The 20445-nt window shown below is 72.3% G+C and carries 20 protein-coding genes; 15 read left to right on the plus strand and 5 right to left on the minus strand.

Annotated features, from left to right (window positions below):
• Positions 1 to 25 precede the first annotated feature (25 nt).
• From CRP51_RS23375 to rdgB, 13 genes are all read left to right on the plus strand, one after another.
• Complete coding sequence (locus CRP51_RS23375) at positions 26 to 1609, plus strand: alanine/glycine:cation symporter family protein (RefSeq protein ID WP_097233293.1); 1584 nt, start codon at positions 26 to 28, stop codon at positions 1607 to 1609.
• A 67-nt stretch (positions 1610 to 1676) separates the two neighbouring features.
• Positions 1677 to 2135: a M67 family metallopeptidase gene (locus CRP51_RS23380; protein WP_097233294.1), complete on the plus strand. Its 459-nt coding sequence runs from the start codon at positions 1677 to 1679 to the stop codon at positions 2133 to 2135.
• 321 nt (positions 2136 to 2456) lie between these two features.
• A complete protein-coding gene (locus CRP51_RS23385; RefSeq protein ID WP_097233295.1) occupies positions 2457 to 2735 on the plus strand; it encodes a MoaD/ThiS family protein in 279 nt (92 codons plus the stop codon).
• Complete coding sequence (locus tag CRP51_RS23390; RefSeq protein WP_097233296.1) at positions 2735 to 3685, plus strand: PLP-dependent cysteine synthase family protein; 951 nt, start codon at positions 2735 to 2737, stop codon at positions 3683 to 3685. The genes CRP51_RS23385 and CRP51_RS23390 overlap by 1 nt, the downstream gene beginning before the upstream one ends.
• Before the next feature lie 253 nt (positions 3686 to 3938).
• A complete protein-coding gene (gene rodA, locus CRP51_RS23395) occupies positions 3939 to 5135 on the plus strand; it encodes a rod shape-determining protein RodA (RefSeq protein ID WP_097233297.1) in 1197 nt (398 codons plus the stop codon).
• A 137-nt stretch (positions 5136 to 5272) separates the two neighbouring features.
• Positions 5273 to 6028, plus strand: coding sequence for an MBL fold metallo-hydrolase (locus CRP51_RS23400; protein WP_097233298.1), 756 nt, complete (start codon positions 5273 to 5275; stop codon positions 6026 to 6028).
• A 98-nt stretch (positions 6029 to 6126) separates the two neighbouring features.
• Positions 6127 to 6855 (plus strand): ribonuclease PH, encoded by a 729-nt coding sequence (rph, locus tag CRP51_RS23405; RefSeq protein WP_097233299.1) that lies wholly within the window; start codon positions 6127 to 6129, stop codon positions 6853 to 6855.
• 90 nt (positions 6856 to 6945) lie between these two features.
• A complete protein-coding gene (locus CRP51_RS23410; RefSeq protein ID WP_097233300.1) occupies positions 6946 to 7320 on the plus strand; it encodes a hypothetical protein in 375 nt (124 codons plus the stop codon).
• 260 nt (positions 7321 to 7580) lie between these two features.
• Positions 7581 to 8987 carry an ABC transporter substrate-binding protein gene (locus CRP51_RS23415; protein ID WP_245880759.1) on the plus strand — a complete coding sequence of 469 codons (1407 nt, stop codon included), beginning with the start codon at positions 7581 to 7583 and terminating at the stop codon, positions 8985 to 8987.
• 9 nt (positions 8988 to 8996) lie between these two features.
• A complete protein-coding gene (locus CRP51_RS23420) occupies positions 8997 to 9935 on the plus strand; it encodes a carbohydrate ABC transporter permease (protein ID WP_245880760.1) in 939 nt (312 codons plus the stop codon).
• 59 nt (positions 9936 to 9994) lie between these two features.
• The gene (locus CRP51_RS23425; protein ID WP_097233302.1) at positions 9995 to 10816 is read left to right on the plus strand and encodes a carbohydrate ABC transporter permease; all 822 of its coding nucleotides are present in this window, start codon (positions 9995 to 9997) and stop codon (positions 10814 to 10816) included.
• 53 nt (positions 10817 to 10869) lie between these two features.
• Positions 10870 to 12981 carry a beta-galactosidase gene (locus CRP51_RS23430; protein ID WP_097233303.1) on the plus strand — a complete coding sequence of 704 codons (2112 nt, stop codon included), beginning with the start codon at positions 10870 to 10872 and terminating at the stop codon, positions 12979 to 12981.
• Positions 12982 to 13011: 30 nt separating this feature from the next.
• Positions 13012 to 13623 carry an RdgB/HAM1 family non-canonical purine NTP pyrophosphatase gene (gene rdgB / locus CRP51_RS23435; protein WP_097233304.1) on the plus strand — a complete coding sequence of 204 codons (612 nt, stop codon included), beginning with the start codon at positions 13012 to 13014 and terminating at the stop codon, positions 13621 to 13623.
• A gap of 25 nt (positions 13624 to 13648) precedes the next feature.
• Here the strand turns inward: rdgB and CRP51_RS23440 are convergent, their stop codons facing one another.
• The 4 genes from CRP51_RS23440 to bcp form a co-directional block, all read right to left on the minus strand.
• Positions 13649 to 14332 (minus strand): class F sortase, encoded by a 684-nt coding sequence (locus CRP51_RS23440; protein WP_097233305.1) that lies wholly within the window; start codon positions 14330 to 14332, stop codon positions 13649 to 13651.
• The gene (locus CRP51_RS23445) at positions 14329 to 15315 is read right to left on the minus strand and encodes a hypothetical protein (protein ID WP_099459328.1); all 987 of its coding nucleotides are present in this window, start codon (positions 15313 to 15315) and stop codon (positions 14329 to 14331) included. Before CRP51_RS23445 ends, CRP51_RS23440 begins: the two co-directional genes overlap by 4 nt.
• 128 nt (positions 15316 to 15443) lie before the next feature.
• The gene (locus tag CRP51_RS23450) at positions 15444 to 16223 is read right to left on the minus strand and encodes an HAD-IIA family hydrolase (protein ID WP_097233307.1); all 780 of its coding nucleotides are present in this window, start codon (positions 16221 to 16223) and stop codon (positions 15444 to 15446) included.
• 31 nt (positions 16224 to 16254) lie between these two features.
• Positions 16255 to 16722 (minus strand): thioredoxin-dependent thiol peroxidase, encoded by a 468-nt coding sequence (gene bcp, locus CRP51_RS23455; protein ID WP_097233308.1) that lies wholly within the window; start codon positions 16720 to 16722, stop codon positions 16255 to 16257.
• A 136-nt stretch (positions 16723 to 16858) separates the two neighbouring features.
• Here bcp and CRP51_RS29750 point away from each other — a divergent pair, with 136 nt between their 5' ends.
• Positions 16859 to 17203, plus strand: a complete 345-nt coding sequence (locus CRP51_RS29750) for a DUF3618 domain-containing protein (protein WP_245880761.1) — start codon at positions 16859 to 16861, stop codon at positions 17201 to 17203.
• Between the two features lie 144 nt (positions 17204 to 17347).
• A complete protein-coding gene (locus CRP51_RS23465) occupies positions 17348 to 17650 on the plus strand; it encodes a GroES family chaperonin (RefSeq protein WP_097233310.1) in 303 nt (100 codons plus the stop codon).
• A 61-nt stretch (positions 17651 to 17711) separates the two neighbouring features.
• On the opposite strand, the gene CRP51_RS23470 is transcribed toward CRP51_RS23465, so the two are convergent.
• Positions 17712 to 20243, minus strand: coding sequence for a transglycosylase domain-containing protein (locus CRP51_RS23470; RefSeq protein ID WP_097233311.1), 2532 nt, complete (start codon positions 20241 to 20243; stop codon positions 17712 to 17714).
• Between the last annotated feature and the right edge of the window lie 202 nt (positions 20244 to 20445).

A 20445-nucleotide genomic window follows, 5' to 3' on the forward strand; every position in this document is an offset into this window, starting at 1 on the left:
TTTCGCGCACCGTCAGGGGTATCGCATGGCAGGTCAGAACTCCTGGACCGACGAGATCGACCAGACGGTCAACAATCTCTTCGAACCGGTCAGTCGTGTGCTGACGGAGGTCGTCTTCTACGAGGTCGGCCTCTTCGGGAGCGACTTCCCCCTGATCGTGGGCTGGCTCGCGGTGGCCGGGCTGGTCTTCACGGTGCTCTTCGGCTTCGTCCAGATCCGGCACCTCCCGCTGGCGCTGCGCCTGGTGCGCGGCCGCTACGAGCAGCCGGACGCGCCCGGCGAGGTGACCCACTTCCAGGCGCTGACCTCCGCCGTCTCCGGCACCGTCGGTCTCGGCAACATCGCCGGCGTGGCCATCGCCGTCTCCATCGGCGGCCCGGGGGCCACCCTCTGGATGATGCTCTGCGGTTTCCTCGGCATGGCCAGCAAGTTCGTCGAGTGCACCCTCGGTGTCCGCTACCGGGAGATCGACGCGCGCGGCCGGGTCTCCGGCGGCCCGATGCACTACCTCCGCAAGGGCCTGGCCGAACGCGGCCTGCCCCGGCTGGGCGGCGCGCTCTCGCTGCTGGCGGCGGTGACGCTGCTCTTCTTCGCGTTCTTCGGCGGCAACCTCTTCCAGGTCAACCAGAGCCTGGAGCAACTGGTCGCCGTCACCGAGGACCACACCTCGTTCTTCGCCGGCTCCTCCGGCGCGCTGCTCTTCGGGGTGGTGGTCGCGCTGCTCGCCGGGCTGGTGCTGCTCGGCGGTATCCGCGCCATCGGCCGGGTCACCAGCCGGCTGGTGCCGGCGATGTCGCTCCTCTACTGCGCGGCCTGCCTCGTCGTCATCGGCCGCAACGCCGGCGCGGTCCCCGACGCCGTCGTCACCATCTGCCGCGAGGCGGTCGGCCCCGAGGGCGTGGCGGGCGGCGTGGTGGGGGCGCTGATCGTCGGCTTCCAGCGGGCCGCCTTCTCCAACGAGGCCGGCGTCGGCTCCGCCCCCATCGCCCACTCGGCGGTCAAGACCAAGCGGCCGGCGACCGAGGGGCTGGTCGCGCTGATCGAACCGTTCCTGGACACCGTGGTGATCTGCACCATGACCGCGCTGACCATCGTCGTCGCCGGCGGGCCGCTCTACGAGGAGGCCAGGGAGCGGGCGGCGGACGGCGGGACGGTCGAGGGCAACGCGGTGGGCATCTCGATCACCTCCGACGCCTTCGAGACCGCGCTGCCCGGCTTCCCCTACGTGCTGACCCTCGCGGTCTTCCTCTTCGCCTTCGCGACGATCATCACCTGGGGCTACTACGGGCTGAAGGCGTGGACCCACCTCTTCGGCCAGGGCAGGCTCGCCGACGGCAGCTACAAGGTGCTTTTCTGCCTGCTGACCGTCGGCGGCGCGCTGCTCTCCCTCGGCACCCTGGTCGACCTCGCCGACGCGTTCCTCTTCCTCGCCGCCGTCTGCAACATCATCGGGCTCTATCTCCTCGCCCCCGTGGTCAGGGCCGAGCTGCGCAAGGTGTTGCGGTACGTGCGGCGCCGGGACGCGGGCGACTCGGACGAGGCGATCGAGGCCGACGAGCGGGCCGCCGAGCAGGCGGAGTCGGCGGAGGACATCACGCTGGCCAAGTAGTCGCGGGGCTGTCCACGGGCCGGGACGCCCCTCCCGGCCACCGGGCGGGCCGTCCTACGCTGGGGTCATGTTGACCATCACGGCGGAACTGCGGGACCAGATCATCGCCCACGCCAGGGCCGACCACCCCGACGAGGCCTGCGGCGTCGTCGCCGGCCCGGCCGGCACCGACCGGCCGGAGCGCTTCGTGCCGATGCTCAACGCGGCCCGCTCGCCCACGTTCTACGAGTTCGACTCCGAGGAGCTGCTGCGGCTCTACAACGAGATGGACGCCAGGGACGAGGACCCGGTGGTCATCTACCACTCGCACACCGCGACCGAGGCGCACCCCTCCAGGACCGACATCTCGCTGGCCATGGAGCCGTTCGCGCACTACGTGCTGGTCTCCACCGCGGAGTCGGGCAACGGCGAGGGGCCGGTCCCGTTCCGCTCGTTCCGCATCGTGGACGGGGAGGTCACCGAGGAGGAGGTCGCCGTGGTCGACGCCTACCCGGAGGCGGAGGCGGAGGCGACGCCGGGGCGGTGACCCGGGTGAGCGCGGTCACCCCCGGCGCGGGGCGGTGTCCCCGGCCAACGTGCCTGATCAGCGGGGTGCTTGACCCGTTCTGAGACGGTTCCGTTCGTATGCTGAACGCCCTCGATCGTCCATCCGGGAATCGATACGATGACGCCATGGTTCTCCCGGACGTGAGCGACTTTCGACCGCACGCGCCGCGCCGGGCCCGTCGTCCCCTCGGGGCGGGGCGCCTCGGCTGCGCCGGGTGTCCGGTGGTTCGTTGACCGGGCGGCCCGCTCGCCCCTCGCCCAGCCAGTCACGCGTCCGTCTTACTGCTTCTGGAGTCCTTTCATGGCCATCGAGGTCCGCATCCCGACCATTCTCCGCACCCACACCGACGGCCAGAAGGTCGTGACCGGCGAGGGCAAGACGATCGAGGAGCTCTTCGCCGACCTGGAGGTCAACCACCCGGGCATCCGGGAGCGCCTGGTGGACGACGGCGGGCTGCGCCGCTTCGTCAACGTCTACCTCAACGACGAGGACGTCCGCTTCCTGGAGGGCATCGCCACCCCGGTCAAGGACGGCGACAGCGTCACCATCCTGCCGGCGGTCGCCGGGGGCATGGGCTGATGCGCTTCGACAGCGCGCTGGCCTCCGTGGGGAACACCCCGCTGGTGCTGCTGCCCCGGCTCTCGCCCAGCGAGACGGTGCGGATCTGGGCCAAGCTGGAGGATCGCAACCCGACAGGTTCGGTCAAGGACCGTCCCGCGCTGTACATGATCGAGCAGGCGGAGAAGGACGGCCGGCTCACCCCCGGCTGCACCATCCTGGAGCCGACCTCGGGGAACACCGGCATCTCACTGGCCATGGCGGCCCGGCTCAAGGGGTACCGGATCATCTGCGTGATGCCGGAGAACACCTCGGCCGAACGGCGCCAACTGCTCGCCATGTGGGGCGCCGAGATCATCTCCTCGCCGGCGGCCGGCGGCTCCAACACGGCCGTGCGAGTGGCCAGGGAGCTGGCCGAGGAGCACCCCGAATGGGTGATGCTCTACCAGTACGGGAACCCGGACAACGCCGGCGCGCACTACGCCGGCACCGGTCCCGAGATCCTGGCCGACCTGCCGTCGGTCACCCACTTCGTGGCCGGCCTCGGCACCACGGGCACGCTGATGGGCGTCGGCCGCTATCTGCGCGAGCACCGTCCGGACGTGGAGATCGTCGCCGCCGAGCCGCGTTACGACGACCTGGTCTACGGCCTGCGGAACCTGGACGAGGGCTTCGTCCCCGAGCTGTACGACGACGCGGTGCTCACCGGCCGCTACTCGGTCGGCTCCGAGGACGCGGTGCGCCGGGTGCGGCAGTTGCTCGACGAGGAGGGCATCTTCGCCGGCGTCTCCACCGGCGCCGTCCTGCACGCGGCGCTGGGCGTGGGCCGCCGGGCGGTGGCGGCAGGGGAGACGGCGGACATCGCGTTCGTCGTCGCGGACGGGGGCTGGAAGTACCTCTCCACCGGCATCTACGAGGCCGCCACGACGGAGGAGGCGGTCGAGCGCCTCCAGGGCCAGCTCTGGGCCTAGCCGGCCGGTCACCGGACGACCACGGTCCTGTTTGGCTGTGTGGGTTGTCGTCCTTGCCCCGGTGGGTGGTTGCTCGCGCCGTTCCCCGCGCCCCTTGACGGCGGTGGGCGGCTTGGGGGCGCGGGGAACTGCGCGGTGCATGGGTGGCGGGGGTCAGCCGACAGCGGTGCCGGGGGGGCCGGGTGGGTGGTCGCCCCCACGCCGTTAATAACGGAATGGAGTGGCTTCGACACGTATGGTCATTTGTGTGACCATGCGCAGCTACTCCCTGACCGCGCCCCCCGCCGGCGGCGAGCAGAGCGTCTGGCGGCTGATCACCGCCCGGGACTCGCTCGCGCGGCGGCTGGACTGGCCGCTGACGCTCGCCGCCCTCGTCCTGACCACGTTGGGCATCCTGCTGGTCTACTCGGCCACCCGGAACCGCACCGACCTGAACAACGGCGAGCCCGAGTTCTTCCTGATGCGGCAGCTGATGAACGTCGCCATCGGCCTGGGCCTCTGCGGACTGATCGTCTGGTACGGCTATCTGCGGCTGCGGGCCGCCGTCCCGGTGCTGTACCTGCTCTGCGTGGTGCTCTCGCTGCTGGTGCTGTCCCCGTTGGGGTCGACGGTCAACGGGTCCCGCAGCTGGCTGCAACTGCCGGGCGGCTTCGCCTTCCAGCCGTCCGAGCTGGTCAAGATCGGGGTGATCCTCGCCATGGCGCTGCTGCTCGCGGCGCCGGGGAGCAACGAGCGCAGGGACGGCCCCGACAGCAGGACGGTGCTCCAGGCGCTGCTGGTGATCACGGTCCCCGCCGTGCTCGTGATGCTGACGCCGGACGTCGGCCAGACCATGGTGCTCGCCGTGATCGCGCTCGGCGTGCTGGCGGCCTCCGGCACCGGGCGGGCGTGGATCCTGGGGCTGGTGGCGCTCGGCGTCGCCGGCGCGATCACGGTGTGGCAGGTGGGGCTGCTGGACGAGTACCAGCTCAACAGGTTCGCCGCGTTCGCCAACCCGGCGCTCGACCCGGCGGGCGTGGGATACAACACCAACCAGGCCAGGATCGCCATCGGCTCCGGCGGGCTCTTCGGGCAGGGGCTCTTCCACGGCAGCCAGACCACGGGGCAGTTCGTTCCGGAACAGCACACCGACTTCGTCTTCACCGTCGCCGGCGAGGAACTCGGCTTTCTGGGAGCGGGGTTGATCGTGGTGCTGTTGGGGGTGGTGCTCTGGCGCGGCTGCCGGATCGCGCGGGACGCGCCGGACCCCTATGGCACGATCGTGGCGGTCGGCATTGTCGCGTGGGTGGCCTTCCAGACCTTCCAGAACATGGGGATGGCTTTGGGGATCATGCCGGTCACCGGACTTCCGCTGCCGTTCCTCTCCTATGGCGGATCGTCGATGTTCGCCATCTGGATCGCCGTTGGGCTGTTGCTCGCTATTCGCATTCGCTCCCACAGCAGAATGTGATCGAACTCTTCGAGCTGATGTTTTGGCGACTACCCCCCGGGCTGGTGATTCCGCCCACACCCGGGGCCGTGCGAGGCGCGGCGGGGCGCTTCGCGACTTAGAGTCGTTCGAACCCCACTACGGAGGTTCCCCCGTTTATGAAGCTCACCGTCGTCGGCTGCTCGGGGTCGTTCCCGGCCCCCGACTCGGCCTGCTCCAGCTACCTCATCGAGGCCGAGGGCTACCGGCTGCTCCTTGACATGGGCAATGGCGCCCTCGGCGAGCTACAGAAGCACTGCGGGCTGTACGACATCGACGCCATCGCGCTCAGCCATCTCCACCCCGACCACTGCATCGACATGTGCGGCTACTTCGTGGCCCGTTACTACCGGCACGACGGCGGCCGGCCGCCGCGGGTCCCGGTGTACGGGCCGAGCGGCACCGAGCAGCGGCTGATCACCGCCTACGACGACGTGCCGGACGAGTCGTCGATGCGGGAGGTCTTCGACTTCCACGACCTGGAGACCGGCCGGGACCTGGTCCTCGGGCCGCTGACCGTCCGCGCCGCGCGGGTCAACCACCCGGTGGAGACCTACGGTTTCCGGGTCGAGTACGCCGGCCGTTCGATCTGCTACTCGGGCGACACCGGAAGCTGCGAGGGGCTGGACGAACTGGCGCGCGGCGTCGACCTGTTCCTCTGCGAGGCGTCCTTCACCCAGGGCAAGGAGTACGCGCCCGACGTCCATCTCAACGGCCTGGAGGCCGGCGTCTGCGCCCAACGGGCCGGCGCCGACCGGCTGGTGCTCACCCATGTCCCGCCGTGGACCGACGCCCAGGTGAATCTGCGCGACGCCAAGTCCGCCTTCGACGGCCCCGTCGAACTGGCCCGCCCCGGCGCCGTCTACGTGGTCTGAGACCGCCTCGCCGACGCGGCTCCGGCCCGTCCGCCGCGCGGTCCTCCCGTCGGGAAACCGGGGATCGGCGCAGGCCGGACGCCGGATAGGGTCGATCCATGTCACGCATCGACGGCCGGACGGCCGACCAGCTCCGCCCCGTGACCATCGAACGCGGCTGGAGCAAGCACGCGGAGGGATCGGTACTGGTCTCCTTCGGCGACACCAGAGTGCTGTGCACGGCCAGCTTCACCGAGGGGGTGCCCCGCTGGCGGCGGGGGAGCGGGGAGGGCTGGGTCACCGCCGAGTACGCGATGCTGCCGCGCGCCACCAACACCAGGGGCGACCGGGAGTCGGTGCGCGGGAAGATCGGCGGGCGCACCCACGAGATCTCGCGGCTGATCGGGCGTTCGCTGCGCGCGGTGGTGGACTTCCGCGCCCTGGGTGAGAACACGGTGGTGCTCGACTGCGACGTCCTCCAGGCGGACGGCGGCACCAGGACGGCGGCCATCACGGGCGCCTATGTGGCGCTGGCCGACGCGGTGTCCTGGGCGAGGGGGCGGAAGCTGGTCCGGGGCAAGAACGAGCCGTTGACCGGTCAGGTCGCCGCCGTCAGCGTCGGGATCGTGGACGGGGAGCCGCTGCTCGACCTGGCCTACACGGAGGACGTGCGGGCCGGGACCGACATGAACGTGGTCTGCACCGACACCGGCGCCTTCGTCGAGGTGCAGGGCACCGCCGAGGGCACGCCGTTCCAACGCGCCGAGCTGGACGCGCTGTTGGACCTGGCGGTCGGCGGCTGCACGCGCCTCGCGGAGGCGCAGCGGGCGGCACTCGCCGAGGGGTGACGGCCGGCCGTCCGCGTGGCGTTGCCGGTGTCGGGACGGGGGGTAGTAAGCGGAACGAGGGCGGAACCTCCGCCCGATGGAGGGGAGTTGATGGTGCGAACCATCAGGATGGGGCTGGCCGGCGGCACGTTGGCGATCACGGCCGTGCTCGGCACCCTGGGGTGTGACCTGGACCGCGCGGTGGACTGCGGGCGGTTGGCGCTCGACGTCTCCAGCAGCGTGGAGACGCTGGGCCGGGCGATCGACGGCGACGACCCGACCGGGTTCGTCGACGCGGCCGACGAGGCGGAGCGCGACCTCGACGAACTGACCGACGACGTCTCGGACACGGACGTCCGGGCGGCGGCCGAGTCGGTGGGCGACGCCCTCGCCAACGTGCGCGACGGGGTGGCCGACGGCGAGTCCCCCGACCTGTCACCGCTGAGCGACGCCGCGGACGAACTCACCTCGGCCTGCGCGTCCTGACCGACGGCCCGCGCGGTTCCCCGCGCCCCCGAGCCGCCCACGGCGGAGGCAGGGGCGCGGGGAACCGCGCGAGCGACCCGCCCACCGGGGCCGGGTCGACGCTCCACGTGGCACGTCAGGCTCACGTTCGCCTGGTCGAACGAATCACGATTTCTCGAACATGACTCTTGACGGTGGCCGAAACTCGTTCCTAGCGTGTGGCGGGCCGGTCGCGGTACCAGGCGGGCCGGCGTGAGCACGCTGGCAAAGGAGCTGGTGGCGTGGCTGCACAGGTCCCGAAGTTCCCCCGCTACCGACGTCCCGGCGGCGCCCCGCCGCCGCCCCAGGGCCCGCTCTCCCGGCGGGCGTTGCTGCGGGCCGGCGCCGGCCTCGGGGCCGCCGCCGCGCTGACGCCGGGGCTCGCGGCCTGCGCCGGCGGCCAGAACGCCGACCCCCGTGCCTCAGGCGACGTCGAGCTGTCGTTCTGGACCCATGACGAGGCGTACGCGGACTTCTTCGAGATCTCCGCCGAGATCGCCGAGCGGAGCAGCGACTTCCGCTACCGCCTGCGGCTGAGCCGCGCCGGCGCCGAGGACCTGGTCACCAAGACCATCGCCCAGGCCATCGCCGGCCGAGGCACCCCCGATGTCGCGGGCTTCGAGATCGGGGCCTTCCCCCGGCTGCTGCGCGGGGTGCTCGCCGAGGAGCTGCTGACCGACCTGAGCGGCGACCTCGGCGACGCGGCCGACGACCTGCTGCCCGCCAGGACGGCGCCGTTCAGCCGCGACGGGCATCTCTACGCCCTCGACTCGGACGCGCCACTGGTCGTCTACTACTACCGGGAGTCCGAGTTCGAACGGCTCGGCATCCCCACCGACCTGGCCACCTGGGAGGAACTGGCGGAGGCCGGCACCAGGGCGCACGAGCGGCACGGGGTCTCGCTGGGCGCGGTGCCCGTGGGCAGCGAACCCGGTGTCAACACCCAGGGGTTCGAGATGCTGCTGCTGCAACGCGGTGGCCGGTTCTTCGACGAGGACGGAGCGCTGGCCATCGAGTCGCCCGAGGCCGAGGAGGTGCTCGGCTTCATGGCCGAGGGGCTGCGCACCGGCTTCCTCAGCAGCGTCGCCGGGCTGCTGCATCCGCCGATGCAGGCGGCCCTCAAGGACGGCGCGGTGCTCGGCCAGTGGATGGCGACCTGGTACCGGATCTACGGTCTGGAGCCCAACGTCCCCGAGCAGGCCGGCCAGTGGCGTATCCGGCCGCTGCCCGCGTTCCGGAACGGCGGGGTGCGCACCTCGTTCACCGGGGGCACCGGCTTCGGGGTGATCCGCGGCAAGGAGAACACCCTGGCCGGGGTCGAACTGGTAAAGGCCGCCTATCTGACCCCGTCCGAACAGGTTCGCCGCTTCCGCGACCTGGGCTATCTGCCGACCCGCCGCTCGGTCTACGAGAACCGCGAACTCCTCGCCATCACCGATGAGTTCTGCGGTGGTCAGCCCACCTTCGAGGTGTACCGCGAGCTGATCGACGAGGCGCCGGCGATCCATCTCAGCGCCGACAAGTCCACCCTCGACACCGTCCTCAGCGGCTATCTGCTCCAGGCGTACCACGGGGACCTCTCCCCGCGCGACGCGCTGGCGAGGGCCGCCGAGGACTTCCGGGGCCAGACCCGCAACTCCCGCGACTGAGGAGCCCAGTTGACCGTCCCCACCACGGCGCCCCCACCCCGGGCCGCGTCCTCCGAGCCGCCACCTCCGAGCGGCGGCGGGCGGCGGCGGATGTGGGCCCCCTACGCCTTCATCGCCCCGTTCTACGTGCTGTACGTGCTCTTCATGATCGTGCCGATCCTGGTCGCCTGCGGTCTGAGCCTCACCGAGTGGGTCGGCCTCGGCACCCCGAAGTTCGTCGGGCTGCGCAACTTCCTCGACCTGGCCAGGGACACCAGCTTCCACACCGCACTGGCCAACTCCACGCTCTACGTACTGGTCAGCGTCTTCGTCGTGGTGCCCTGCGCGCTGCTGCTCGCGCAGGCGCTGCACACCAGGGGGCTGCGGGCCAGGGACCTCTTCCGGGTCACGTTCTTCGTGCCGATGGTCCTCTCGCCGATCGTCATCGCACTGGTCTACAGCCTGCTGCTGGACACCCAGTACGGACTGGTCAACTCCGTGCTGAAGGCGCTCTTCGGCGGCGGCGGCGTCGACTGGATCGGCGACCCCGACTGGGCGAAGTCCACCGTCGCCGTGGTGGTCCTGTGGCGTTGGGTCGGCTATCTGACCATCTTCTTCCTCGCCGCGCTCCAGGCGGTGCCGAGGGACCTCTACGAGGCGGCCGAACTGGACGGCGCCGGGGCGATCCGCAGCTTCTTCACCGTGACCCTGCCCTCGATCCAGCCGGTGACCGCGTTCGTGGTGGTCACCTCGTTCATCGGCGCCGCCCAGCTCTTCGACGAGCCCTATCTGATCACCAACGGCGGTCCAGGCGAGGCGACGCTGAGCGTCGCGATGTTCGTCTACCGGGCCGCGTTCCAACGCCAGCAGTTCGGCTACGCGGCGGCGGCCGGGCTGGTGCTCTTCGTCGTCGTCTTCGCCGTGAGCCAACTGCTCAACCGGCTGCTGGCCATCGGGAGGGCCGAATGAGCACCCGCGCCGACACCCGGAAGACCCGTGAGCCCCTTCGACGCGGCGGGCGCGGGGGGATGAGCCGCTCCGGCAGGATCGCGCTCTACTCCACGCTCACCCTGCTGCTGCTGATCTTCGTCGCGCCGCTGGTCTGGGCGATCAGCTCCTCGTTCAAGCCGAGGGGCGACATCTTCGAGTACCCGCCCAAGCTCATACCGAGCCCCGCGACACTGGACAACTACCGGACGCTGCTGGACACCCAACCGTTCTGGAACTGGTTTGCCATCAGCGTGGTCACCGCGCTGCTGGCCACCACCGTCGCGGTCTTCGTCTGCGCGCTCGCCGGGTACGGCTTCGCCAAGTTCCGGTTCGCCGGCAAGCGGGTGCTCTTCGGGGTGATGTTCAGCTCGCTGTCGGTGCCGTTCGCGGTGATCCTGGTCCCGCTGTTCATCCTGGTGGTCAAGTCCGGGCTCTCCAACCCCTGGTTCGCGCTGATCGTGCCGTGGGTGGCGCCGGCCTTCGGGATCTTCATGATGCAGCAGTACATCGTCCAGTCCATCCCCGACGAGATCATCGAGGCCGCCCGGATCGACGGCAGCAGCGAGTTCGGCACCTTCTGGCGGGTGGTCCTCCCGCTGCTGCGTCCCTCGCTCGGCGCGCTGGCCGTGTGGCAGTTCCTCCAGAGCTACAACGCGTTCATGTGGCCGCTGGTGCTGCTCTCCGACGTCAACCAGTACACGATCCCCCTCGGTCTCAACATCCTCTTCCGCGCCGAGAACCGCTCCTACGACCTGGTGATGGCCGGGGCCGTGCTGGCCTCGGTGCCCACCATCCTGGTCTTCCTGCTGCTGCGCAAGCAGTTGCTCGAGGGGCTCTCCGCCGGCGCGGTCAAGGGGTGAACGCCCAGGCGGCGGGCACCCGGGCAAGCGGCGAACCGTCACGAAAGGCAGGCATGTCCAAGCTCCCCCCGAGGGTCCTCTTCGGCGCGGCCTACTACCACGAGTACCAGCCCACCCCGCGACTCGACACCGACCTCGACCTGATGCGGGAGGCCGGGTTCAGCGTCATCCGGGTCGGCGAGTCCGTCTGGTCGACCTGGGAACCGGAACCAGGCGTCTTCCAACTCGACTGGCTGCGTCCCGTGTTGGACGGCGCCCACGAACGCGGCATCTCCGTGGTGCTGGGCACCCCGACCTACGCGGTGCCGCCCTGGCTGCAACGCGCCCACCCGGAGATCAACGCCGAGCGCCGCACCGGCCAGCCCATGGGCTGGGGCATCCGGCAGGAGATCGACCACACCCACCCCGCGTTCCTCTTCCACGCCGAGCGGGTGATCAGGCGGATCGTCACCCACTACGCCGACCACCCGGCGGTCATCGGCTACCAGGTGGACAACGAGCCGGGCAACGAACTCCTCCACAACCGGGGGGTCTTCCAGCGCTTTGTCGACCGGCTGCGGACCACCTACGGGACCGTCGAGGAGCTGAACCGGGCCTGGGGGCTGACCTACTGGTCACACCGCCTTTCCACCTGGGCCGACCTGTGGACGCCGGACGCCAACGGCCAGCCGCAGTACGACCTGGCGTGGCGCCGGCTGCAGGGCGAGCTGACCACGGAGTTCATCGGCTGGCAGGCCGAAGTGGTCAGGGAACTCGCCCGACCTGACCAGTTCGTGACCACCTGTCTCGCCTACGCCCGCCCCGCCGTCCACGACCAGCGGCTCACCGAACGGCTGGACGTCACCGCCGGCAACCCGTACTACGCGATGCGGGACGCGTTGGCCCTGCCCGACACCGGCTCCGCGCAGCAGGGATGGACCACCCACGGGGTGTGGGCGCTCTACCGCTCCGCCGACCGGATGTACTCCTCCCGTCAGGAGCCGTTCCTGGTCACCGAGACCAACGCGCAGGCCATCGGCCCCTCCTGGACGATGGAACCGGCCTGGGACGGGCAGTGGCGCCAGGCCGCCTGGGCGCTGGTCTCCCGTGGCGCGCGGATGATCGAGTACTGGCACTGGCACACGCTGCACCACGGCACCGAGACCTACTGGGGCGGCATCCTCCCGCACAGCCAGGAACCGGGCCGGGTCTACCGCGAACTCGCGGCGCTGGGCGTCGAGTTCGCACGCGCCGGCGAGCTGGTCGCGGGCGTGACCCCGGACGCCGACGTGGCACTGGTCTACTCGACGGACTCCAAGTGGGCGCTGGAGGACTACCCCATGCTGCCGCTGCCGGACGGCTCGGGCGGCGACCGCGACTCCTACCACGCGGTCTTCGACGCGTTCTACCGAGGAGCCTTCGACGCCGGTCGGCAGGTCGCGATCCTGCACGCCGAACAGCTCGCCGCGGCGGACCCCGCCGAGACGGCCGCCCGCCACCCGGTGCTGGTGGCCGCCGGGCTGCTGGTGGCCGACGACGCGCTGCTCGGCTGGCTGGAGAGGTACGCGGCGGCCGGCGGCCATCTGCTGCTCGGCGTGCGCACCGGCTACGGCGACGAGGAGGTGCGCGCCCGGCTGGAACGCAAGCCCGCGCTGCTGGATCAGGCCGCCGGCGCCTGGTACGACGAGATCGCCACCCTCCGCGAGCCGCTGCCGGTCCGCGCGGCGCCGGGGTCGGCGCTGACGCTGCCAGGGGAGGCGCGCGCCACCCGCTGGGTCGACGGGCTGACGCCCACCGACGCCGAGGTGCTGGCCGGCTACGACCACCCGCACTTCGGCCGGTTCGCGGCCGTCACCACCCGCGCCCACCACGCCGGCCGGATCACGACGCTGGGCACCGTTCCCGACCCGGCGCTGGCCGCCGCCGTGCTCCGCTGGTGCGCGGGGGAGAGCGGCGCGGACGACGGCTGGCGCCCCGGCAGCGCCAGTCAGACGGTCACCGGGGCCACCGCACAGGACGGGACCCGACTGCACTTCGTGCACAACTGGTCATGGGAGGAGGGGGAGTTCATCGTTCCGACCGCCGCCGCCGAGCTGACCGGCGGCGTCGAGCTGGCGGCCGGCGAACGGCTCGCCCTCGGCCCCTGGGACGTGCGGGTGCTGGCCGAACGCACGCCGGCGACGTAGCGGCCCGGCCGGCGGGCCATAATCGCGGGCATGGACCGACTCGTTCTCGCCACCCGCAACGCCCACAAGGTCACCGAGCTGCGCGCCATCCTCGGTGAGGCGGGGGTCGCCCTCGAACTCCTCGGCGCCGACGCCTTTCCCGAGGTGCCGGACGTCAAGGAGACGGGGGTGACCTTCGCCGCCAACGCGCTGCTCAAGGCCCACGCCCTCGCGCGGGCCACCGGGCTGCCCGCCGTCGCCGACGACTCCGGGCTCTGCGTGGACGTGCTGGGCGGGGCGCCCGGGATCTTCTCCGCGCGCTGGGCCGGGCGCCACGGCGACGACGTCGCCAACCTGGAGCTGCTGCTGGCCCAGCTCTCCGACGTGCCGGACGAGCACCGGGGCGCGCACTTCGCGTGCGCCGCCGCGCTCGCGCTGCCCGACGGCAGGGAACGGGTCACCGAGGGCCGGCTGACCGGCACCCTCCGCCGCGAGCCCGCCGGCGCGGGCGGTTTCGGCTACGACCCGATCCTGCAACCGACCGACTCCGACCGCACCTGCGCCGAGTTGACTCCCGAGGAAAAGAACGCGATCAGCCACCGGGGCCTCGCGTTCCGCGCGCTGGCCCCCCTCGTCGCCGAGCTGGTCCCCTCCGGAAGGTGAGGGTGACGGAAGGCGGGCGCCTCGGTCAGACGGCGACGCCCGTCAGATAGGCGGAGACCACCACGTTCGCCGCGTAGCCGCCCCCGCCGGGGTCGAAGGCGCCGCCGCAGGTCAGCAGGCGCAGTTCGGCGGCGCCCGGGGTGCGTTGGCCGTAGACCCGGTCCGGATCGAAGTCGGCGCGCGGGACCGTGCGCACGTCGTCGACGGTGAAGAGCGCCACCTGGCCGTCCGCGCGGGTCACCCGCACCCGGTCGCCCGGCTCGACGTCGGCCAGCTCGTGGAAGACCGCCGGGGCGCTCTCGGTGTCCCGGTGGCCCACCAGCACGGCCGCGCCCTCGGCGCCCGGCGCGGCGCCGTCCGCGTACCAGCCGACCAGTTCGGGCGCCTCGTACGGCGGCGCCTCCACGCCGCCGTCCTCGTCGAGCCCGCGCGGCACCACCTCGGCCGCCACCCCCGCCGCGTCGACCGTCACCGACTCGGGGACCGCGTCGCCGGGCAACGGGGCTCGGGGCGGCGGCAGTTCGTCCCGTTCCGCGTGTCCGGCGCCGGCCTCGGCCCGACCTGCCGCCGCGCCGAAGGCCAGCGGCGGCAGCCCGGGGCCGCCCGTCACGTCACGGGCCCACAGCCACAGCCCGCACAGCAGCACCGTCCAGGCGACCAGCGAGGTCAGCGCCCCGACGCCGGCCCTTCCCCGGTCGCCGCCGCTCACCTGCCGGCCCTGGACCCGGAGCGCGCGCGCAGCCGCCGCACCGCCCAGGTCGCGCCGCCGCCGGCCAGCAGCGCGAGGCCCGCGGGCAGCGCGTCGCCCCAACCCACCGCAGGCTGCGCCGGGGTGGACGACAGGCTGGCGGCCGTGCCCCCGCCGCCGGCCCGCACCGGGGCCGAGGGCGAGGCGCCGTGCTCCCGTCCGCCCTCGTGGCGGCAACGGTCGTCCGCGCCGTGGCCCGTTCCCCGGTCCTCGCCACCGCTTCGGTGCTCGGAGCGGTCGGTGCCGTCGGGGCGTTCGGTGCCGTCGGGGCGTTCGGTGTGCCCGGGGCGTTCGGTGTGTTCCGGCTTCTCGTGCCCGGGCCCGGGGTGCGACGGCTTCTCGGGCTTCTCCGGCTTCCGGTGGCCGGGGCCGCACCGCTCCTCGTGCTCGCCGCGTGCGGAGCCGTGTTCCGAACCGTGCTCCGTCCCGTGTTCCGTCCCGTGTCCCGTCCCGTGTTCCGTCCCCCGTGCGGAGCCGCGCTCGGTGCCGTGCTCCCCGCCGTGGTCGCCCAGCGGTTCCGGCCCGTCCGCGGTCGGGTCGGCCCCGCCGCCCGCGTGGTCGGCCGCCGGGGCGCCGCCGCCGACCGTCACCAGGCCGTAGAGCGCGCCGTCCGGCTGCCCGCAGGTGACCTGGATCGGGTGGTGGCCCGGCACCGTCTCGGCGTCGATCCGCGCCTCACCGACGAGCCCGCCGCCCGGCTCGCCCGGCGTCAGCCGGACCGTGCCGGAGAAGGCGAGCGAGACGGCCTCGCCCGACTCGGCCCCCGCGCACTCGGGGACCAGCAGCCCGACGCTCTCACCGGGCAGTGGCTTGGCGGGGGTGACCAGTACCGCGTCCCCCTCGCCCGACCGCCCGTCGGCGGCGCGGGCCGGGGCGGCGCCGACCGCGGCCGTCACGGTCGCCGCCGCGCACAGGGTCAGTGTCAGTGAGCGCGTGATGCCCATGTCCAACCTCCCGGGTGGTTACCCGTCGAAGGTCTCCCGGGGCGTCGCCCGCCGCATCCGCAGCCGCTCACGCTTGCGCCGGTCGGGTAAGAACCCGACCGGCGCGGTCCCTCACCCGCCGTCGGCGGTCAGACGCGGTCGACCAGATCCGCGATCGAGTCCACCACCGCCGACGGCCGGAACGGGAACCGGTCGATCTCGTGCGGCTCGGTCAGCCCCGTCAGGACCAGGAACGTCTCCATGCCCGCCTCAAGGCCGGCCAGCACGTCGGTGTCCATCCGGTCCCCGATCATCGCGCTGGTCTCCGAGTGCGCGCCGATCATGTTCAGCCCGGTGCGCATCATCAGCGGGTTCGGCTTGCCCACGAAGTACGGCTCGCGGCCCGTCGCCTTGGTGATCAACGCGGCCACGGAACCGGTCGCCGGCAGCGCGCCCTCCGCCGAGGGGCCGGTGTGGTCCGGGTTGGTGGCGATGAACCGCGCGCCGTCGTTGATCAGCCGGATCGCCTTGGTCAACGCCTCGAAGCTGTACGTCCTGGTCTCGCCGAGCACGACGTAGTCCGGCGAGACGTCGCTCAGCACGTAGCCCACGTCGTGCAGCGCCGTGGTCAGTCCCGCCTCGCCGATCACATACGCCGAACCGCCCGGCCGCTGCGAGTCCAGGAACTGCGCCGTCGCCAGCGCGGACGTCCAGATGGCGTCCACCGGGACCTCAAGGCCCATCCGGGTCAGCCGCGCCTGGAGGTCGCGCCGGGTGTAGATCGAGTTGTTCGTCAGCACCAGGAAGGGCATCCCCGACTCGCGGAGCCGCCGCACGAACTCCTCGGCGCCCGGAATCGGCACGCCCTCGTGTATCAACACCCCGTCCATGTCCGTCAGCCAGGACTCGATCGGCTTTCGCTCTGCCACGGCGCCTCCGCCTTCCAAGGGTCCGGTCGCCCTACAGTTCCAGGTCCCTGATGAGCTTGGCCACGTGCCCCGTGGCCCGCACGTTGTACAGCGCCCGGGAGACCCTGCCCTCCTCGTCGACGATCACGGTGGACCTGATGACACCGGTGACGGTCCTGCCGTACATCTTCTTCTCGCCGAACGCGCCGTAGGCGGTCAGCGTCGCCTTGTCCTCGTCCCCGACCAGGGTGACCCGCAGGTCCTCCTTGTCGCGGAACCTCGCCAGCTTCTCCGGCTTGTCCGGGGAGACCCCGATGACGTCGTACCCGGCGCCGGCCAGCAGCTCCAGGTTGTCCGTGAAGTCGCACGCCTGCTTGGTGCAGCCGGGGGTGAGCGCCGCCGGGTAGAAGTACACGATGACCTTGCGGCCGGCGTGGTCGGCCAGCGAGACGGGCTTGCCGTCGGCGTCGGGCAGGGTGAACGCGGGGGCCACGTCCCCGGGTTGCAGGCGCTCGCTCATCGCGGTGCTCCTCAGCGTGCGGTGTGTCGTCGTAGACGTGCTCAACGGTGCGCCACCCAGCCTAATCGGGGTATCCGACGCGCATCGCCCTGGTGGAGCTGACACACTGTGCCGTAACCCCACAACCGTTGACCGTGTGGACGATGGAGGCATCGACGTGCCGGAAGCAGCCAGGAGCGCCGCCGAGATCGAGGAGAGGCTCGCCCGCCGGCGGGAGAACCTCGCCGTGACCCTCGACGAGATCGCGGTCCGGGTGCACCCCGCGACCATCGTCGGTGACGTCAGGGCCAGGGCCGCCGGTGCCGTCGACCGGACCGCGGGCAAGGCCTCGGTCGCCGTGACCCGCACCGTGGACGGCGTCCGCGCCCAGCTGGTCTCCGCCGACGGCGGGCCCCGGCTCGACCGCGTCATCCCCGTCGCGGTGCTGGCCGTCGCGGTCACCGGCCTGCTGGTGCTCTCCTCGCGCCGTCGCCGCCGCTAGGCACGTAGCCGCTAGACATCTAGCCGGAGGGCGGAAGCCGGTAGTCCGCGGGCGGTCGCCGACGCCGGTCGTCGCGCCGACGCCTCCCTGAGATACGGTCGTTCCGTGAGTTCGCATCCCACCCACGACAAGCTGCCCATCCGAATGCTGCACGACCGGGTGTTGGTCAGGGCGGAGAACGCCGAGGGCGAGCGCCGGTCGACCGGCGGCATCGTCATTCCGGCAACCGCCCAGGTCGGCCGCCGGCTCAGCTGGGCCGAGGTGGTCGCCGTCGGGCAGAACGTCCGCACCGTCGAGCCGAACGACCGGGTGCTCTACGACCCGGAGGACCGCGCCGAGGTCGAGGTCCGCGGCGTGATGTACGTCCTGATGCGCGAGCGTGACCTGCACGCGGTGGCCGCCGAGCGGCTCCAGGGCTCCGACGACTCGACGGGCCTCTACCTGTAGCGCCCCCGCCGTCCGCCCCCCGATCCCCCGACGACCCCTTCCGCCGGGCCGTCGCCGCCGGTCAACCGCCGGAGGCGGCGGCCCGGTCGGCGTCCGTCGCCGTCGCTTCCCCGGGCGGCTCCTCCCGGACCGCGCCCTGGTCGGGCTCGGCCGCCCCGCCCGGGGCGGCCGGCGCGTTGTCCTCGACGGCCGGCGGGTTGTCGTCCGGGGTCCCGGAACCGCCGTCCTCCGGCGAACCCGGACTGTCCGGCGCGCTCGGCGAGCCGGAGTCGCCGGGCTCGGTGCCGCCTGGCGTGCTCGGCCGGTCAGGCTCCGGGCCCGTCGACCCCTCGGGTCCTTCACTCTCCTCGGACCCGGAGTCGGGGTCGGGGTCCGCGTCGGGGTCGTCCTCGGAGTCCGGGTCCGAGCTGGAGTCGGGGTCGTCCTCGTCGCTCCCCATGTCGCTGTCGTCGTGCTCGCGGCGCTCCGGCTGGTGCAGCTCGAAGTCGGTCACCGGCTGCCCCTCCAACGCGGCCTGGGTGTACTGGCCCCAGATCCTCGCGGGGAAGCCGCCGCCGCTGATCCGCTCCTGCCCGGCGGCCCCGTACAGCTCGCGCTGCGCGCCGGTCTCCGGGTCCTGCCCGAAGATGGCGACGACCGTGGCCAGTTCGGGGGTGTAGCCGGCGAACCAGGCCGCGCGGTCGTTCTCCGCCGTGCCGGTCTTGCCTGCCGAGGGACGCCCGGAACTGGCGGCCGCGGTGCCGGTGCCGCCGCGCACCACGGCCTCCAGCATGGCGGTAGTGCCGTCGGCCGCCTCCCGCGAGATCGCCTCGCCCCGCTCGGGCTCGGGCAGGTCGACGGTCTCGCCGTCCTTGGTGATCTCGGAGACCAGCAGCACCTCCCGGTGCTCGCCGTGCCGCGCCAGCGTGGCGTAGGCGCCGGCCATGTCCAGGGTGCTGGGCGTCGCCGTGCCCAGCGAGATCGACGCGTCCGCCTCGGTCAGTCCCGGCGTCGCCTCGGGAAGCCCGAGCGCCACCGCCGTGTCCCGCACCAGCTCGGGGCCGACGTCCACGCCCATCTGCGCGAAGACCGCGTTGATCGACTTGTCCATCCCCTCGCTGACCGGAACGGTGTCGTAGTCGCGGTTGCCCTCGTTCTCCGGCGCCCAGCCGGTGCCGCTGCCGTCGCGGGAGACCACCTCGCGGCCGCTGCGGCCGTCGTACTTGGTGGAGGGGCCGATCAGCTCCCCCTTCTGGTTGGTGGAGTCGTTCTCCAGCGCGGCGGCGTAGACGAACGGCTTGAACGTCGAGGCCGCCTGGTAGTCGCGGCGGGTCGCGTTGTTGACGTACTGCTCGACGTAGTCCCGGCCGCCGTACATGGCGACGACATGGCCGGTCTCGGTGTCGACGGAGCTGGCGCCGGCCCTGACCCAGCTGTCCTGCTCGCGCTCCTCGCTGAGCGCGGTCTCCAGCTGGGCGTCGACCGCGTCGGTGAGGGCGCGCTGACGGGCCGGTTCGATGGTGGTGGTGATGCGGTAGCCGCCGGCGGCGAGCTGGTGCTCGTCGACGACGCCGCGCTCCTCCAGGTGCTGCTTGACGGCCTCCACCAGGTAGCCGCGCTCGCCGTCGAGACCGGCCGAGGGGTTCTGGTCACGCGGCTCGGGGAACCGTGTCCGCTCGCGCTCGTCCTCCTCCAGCCAGCCCTCGGAGACCATGCCGTCCAGCACGTACTCCCAGCGGGCCTCGGCCCGCTCGCGGGCTCCCGGATTGGCCCGGACGTCGTAGGCGTTGGGGGAGTTGAGCAACGCCGCCAGGTAGGCGCCCTCCGCCACGTTCAGCTCCTTGGCCGGCTTGCCGTAGTAGGCGTGGGCGGCGGCCTGGATGCCGTAGGCGTTGCGGCCGAAGTAGCTGGTGTTGAGGTAGCCCTCCAGAATCTCGTCCTTGCTCACCTCGCGATCGAGCTTGACCGCGATGAACAGCTCCTTGACCTTTCGGGTGACGGTCTGGCGCTGGTCGAGGTAGTAGTTCTTCACGTACTGCTGGGTGATGGTCGAGCCGGACTGCCGGCCGCCGCCGCGCATCATGTTCCACCCGGCGCGGGCCATGGCGCCGACGTCGACCGGGGGCGCGTGGTAGAAGTCCCGGTCCTCGGCGGCGAGCGTGGCGTGGCGCACGTGCTCGGGCACGTCGTCGAGCGCCACGTTCTCCCGGTCGATCTCGCCGACCCGGGCCAACTGGCTGCCGTCCGCGTAGAGATAGACGTTGCTCTGGGCGGCGGCGGCCGACTTGGGCTCGGGGATGTCGACGAGCAGATAGCCGGCGACCAGCGAGCCGAGCAGGGCGACCAGGGCGACCGCGCCGGCCACCAGCACCAGCCGCCAGGTCGGCAGCAGCCGGCGCCAGCCGCTGCGGCGCCGCGCCGGCGGGCGCGGCGGGCGCGGTGCCCAGCCGGGCCAGCCGCCGAAGCGGGAACGCGCGGTGTGCGCGGCGGACGCGTCGGCCTCGGGGGCGGCCGGTCCCGGGGCGGGCGCGGCGGCGGACGGAGGGCCGGCCTCGGGGGTCGCGTCCGGGGAAGGTTCGTCGTCGCTGCTGCTGGGCGGGCTTGCGTCGCTCATGGGGCCCTCGTCACGACCTGGTCGCGGTGCGTCGGCGGTGCTTTTATCTGCCTTGGATAGACACTTTCGCACCGTGCGTAACGAATCCCCGGCGCTCCGCACATCACCGGCGCGTCCGCTGTCCCCCGGACGGGCGCGCCGCCTCACCCGTTGGCCCGCGGGCGGCGGGGCGCGGACGCGCGCGCGGCGGACCGCAGCCTCC

The sequence above is a fragment of the Streptomyces zhaozhouensis genome, from assembly GCF_900230195.1.
GTDB lineage: Bacteria > Actinomycetota > Actinomycetes > Streptomycetales > Streptomycetaceae > Streptomyces > Streptomyces zhaozhouensis.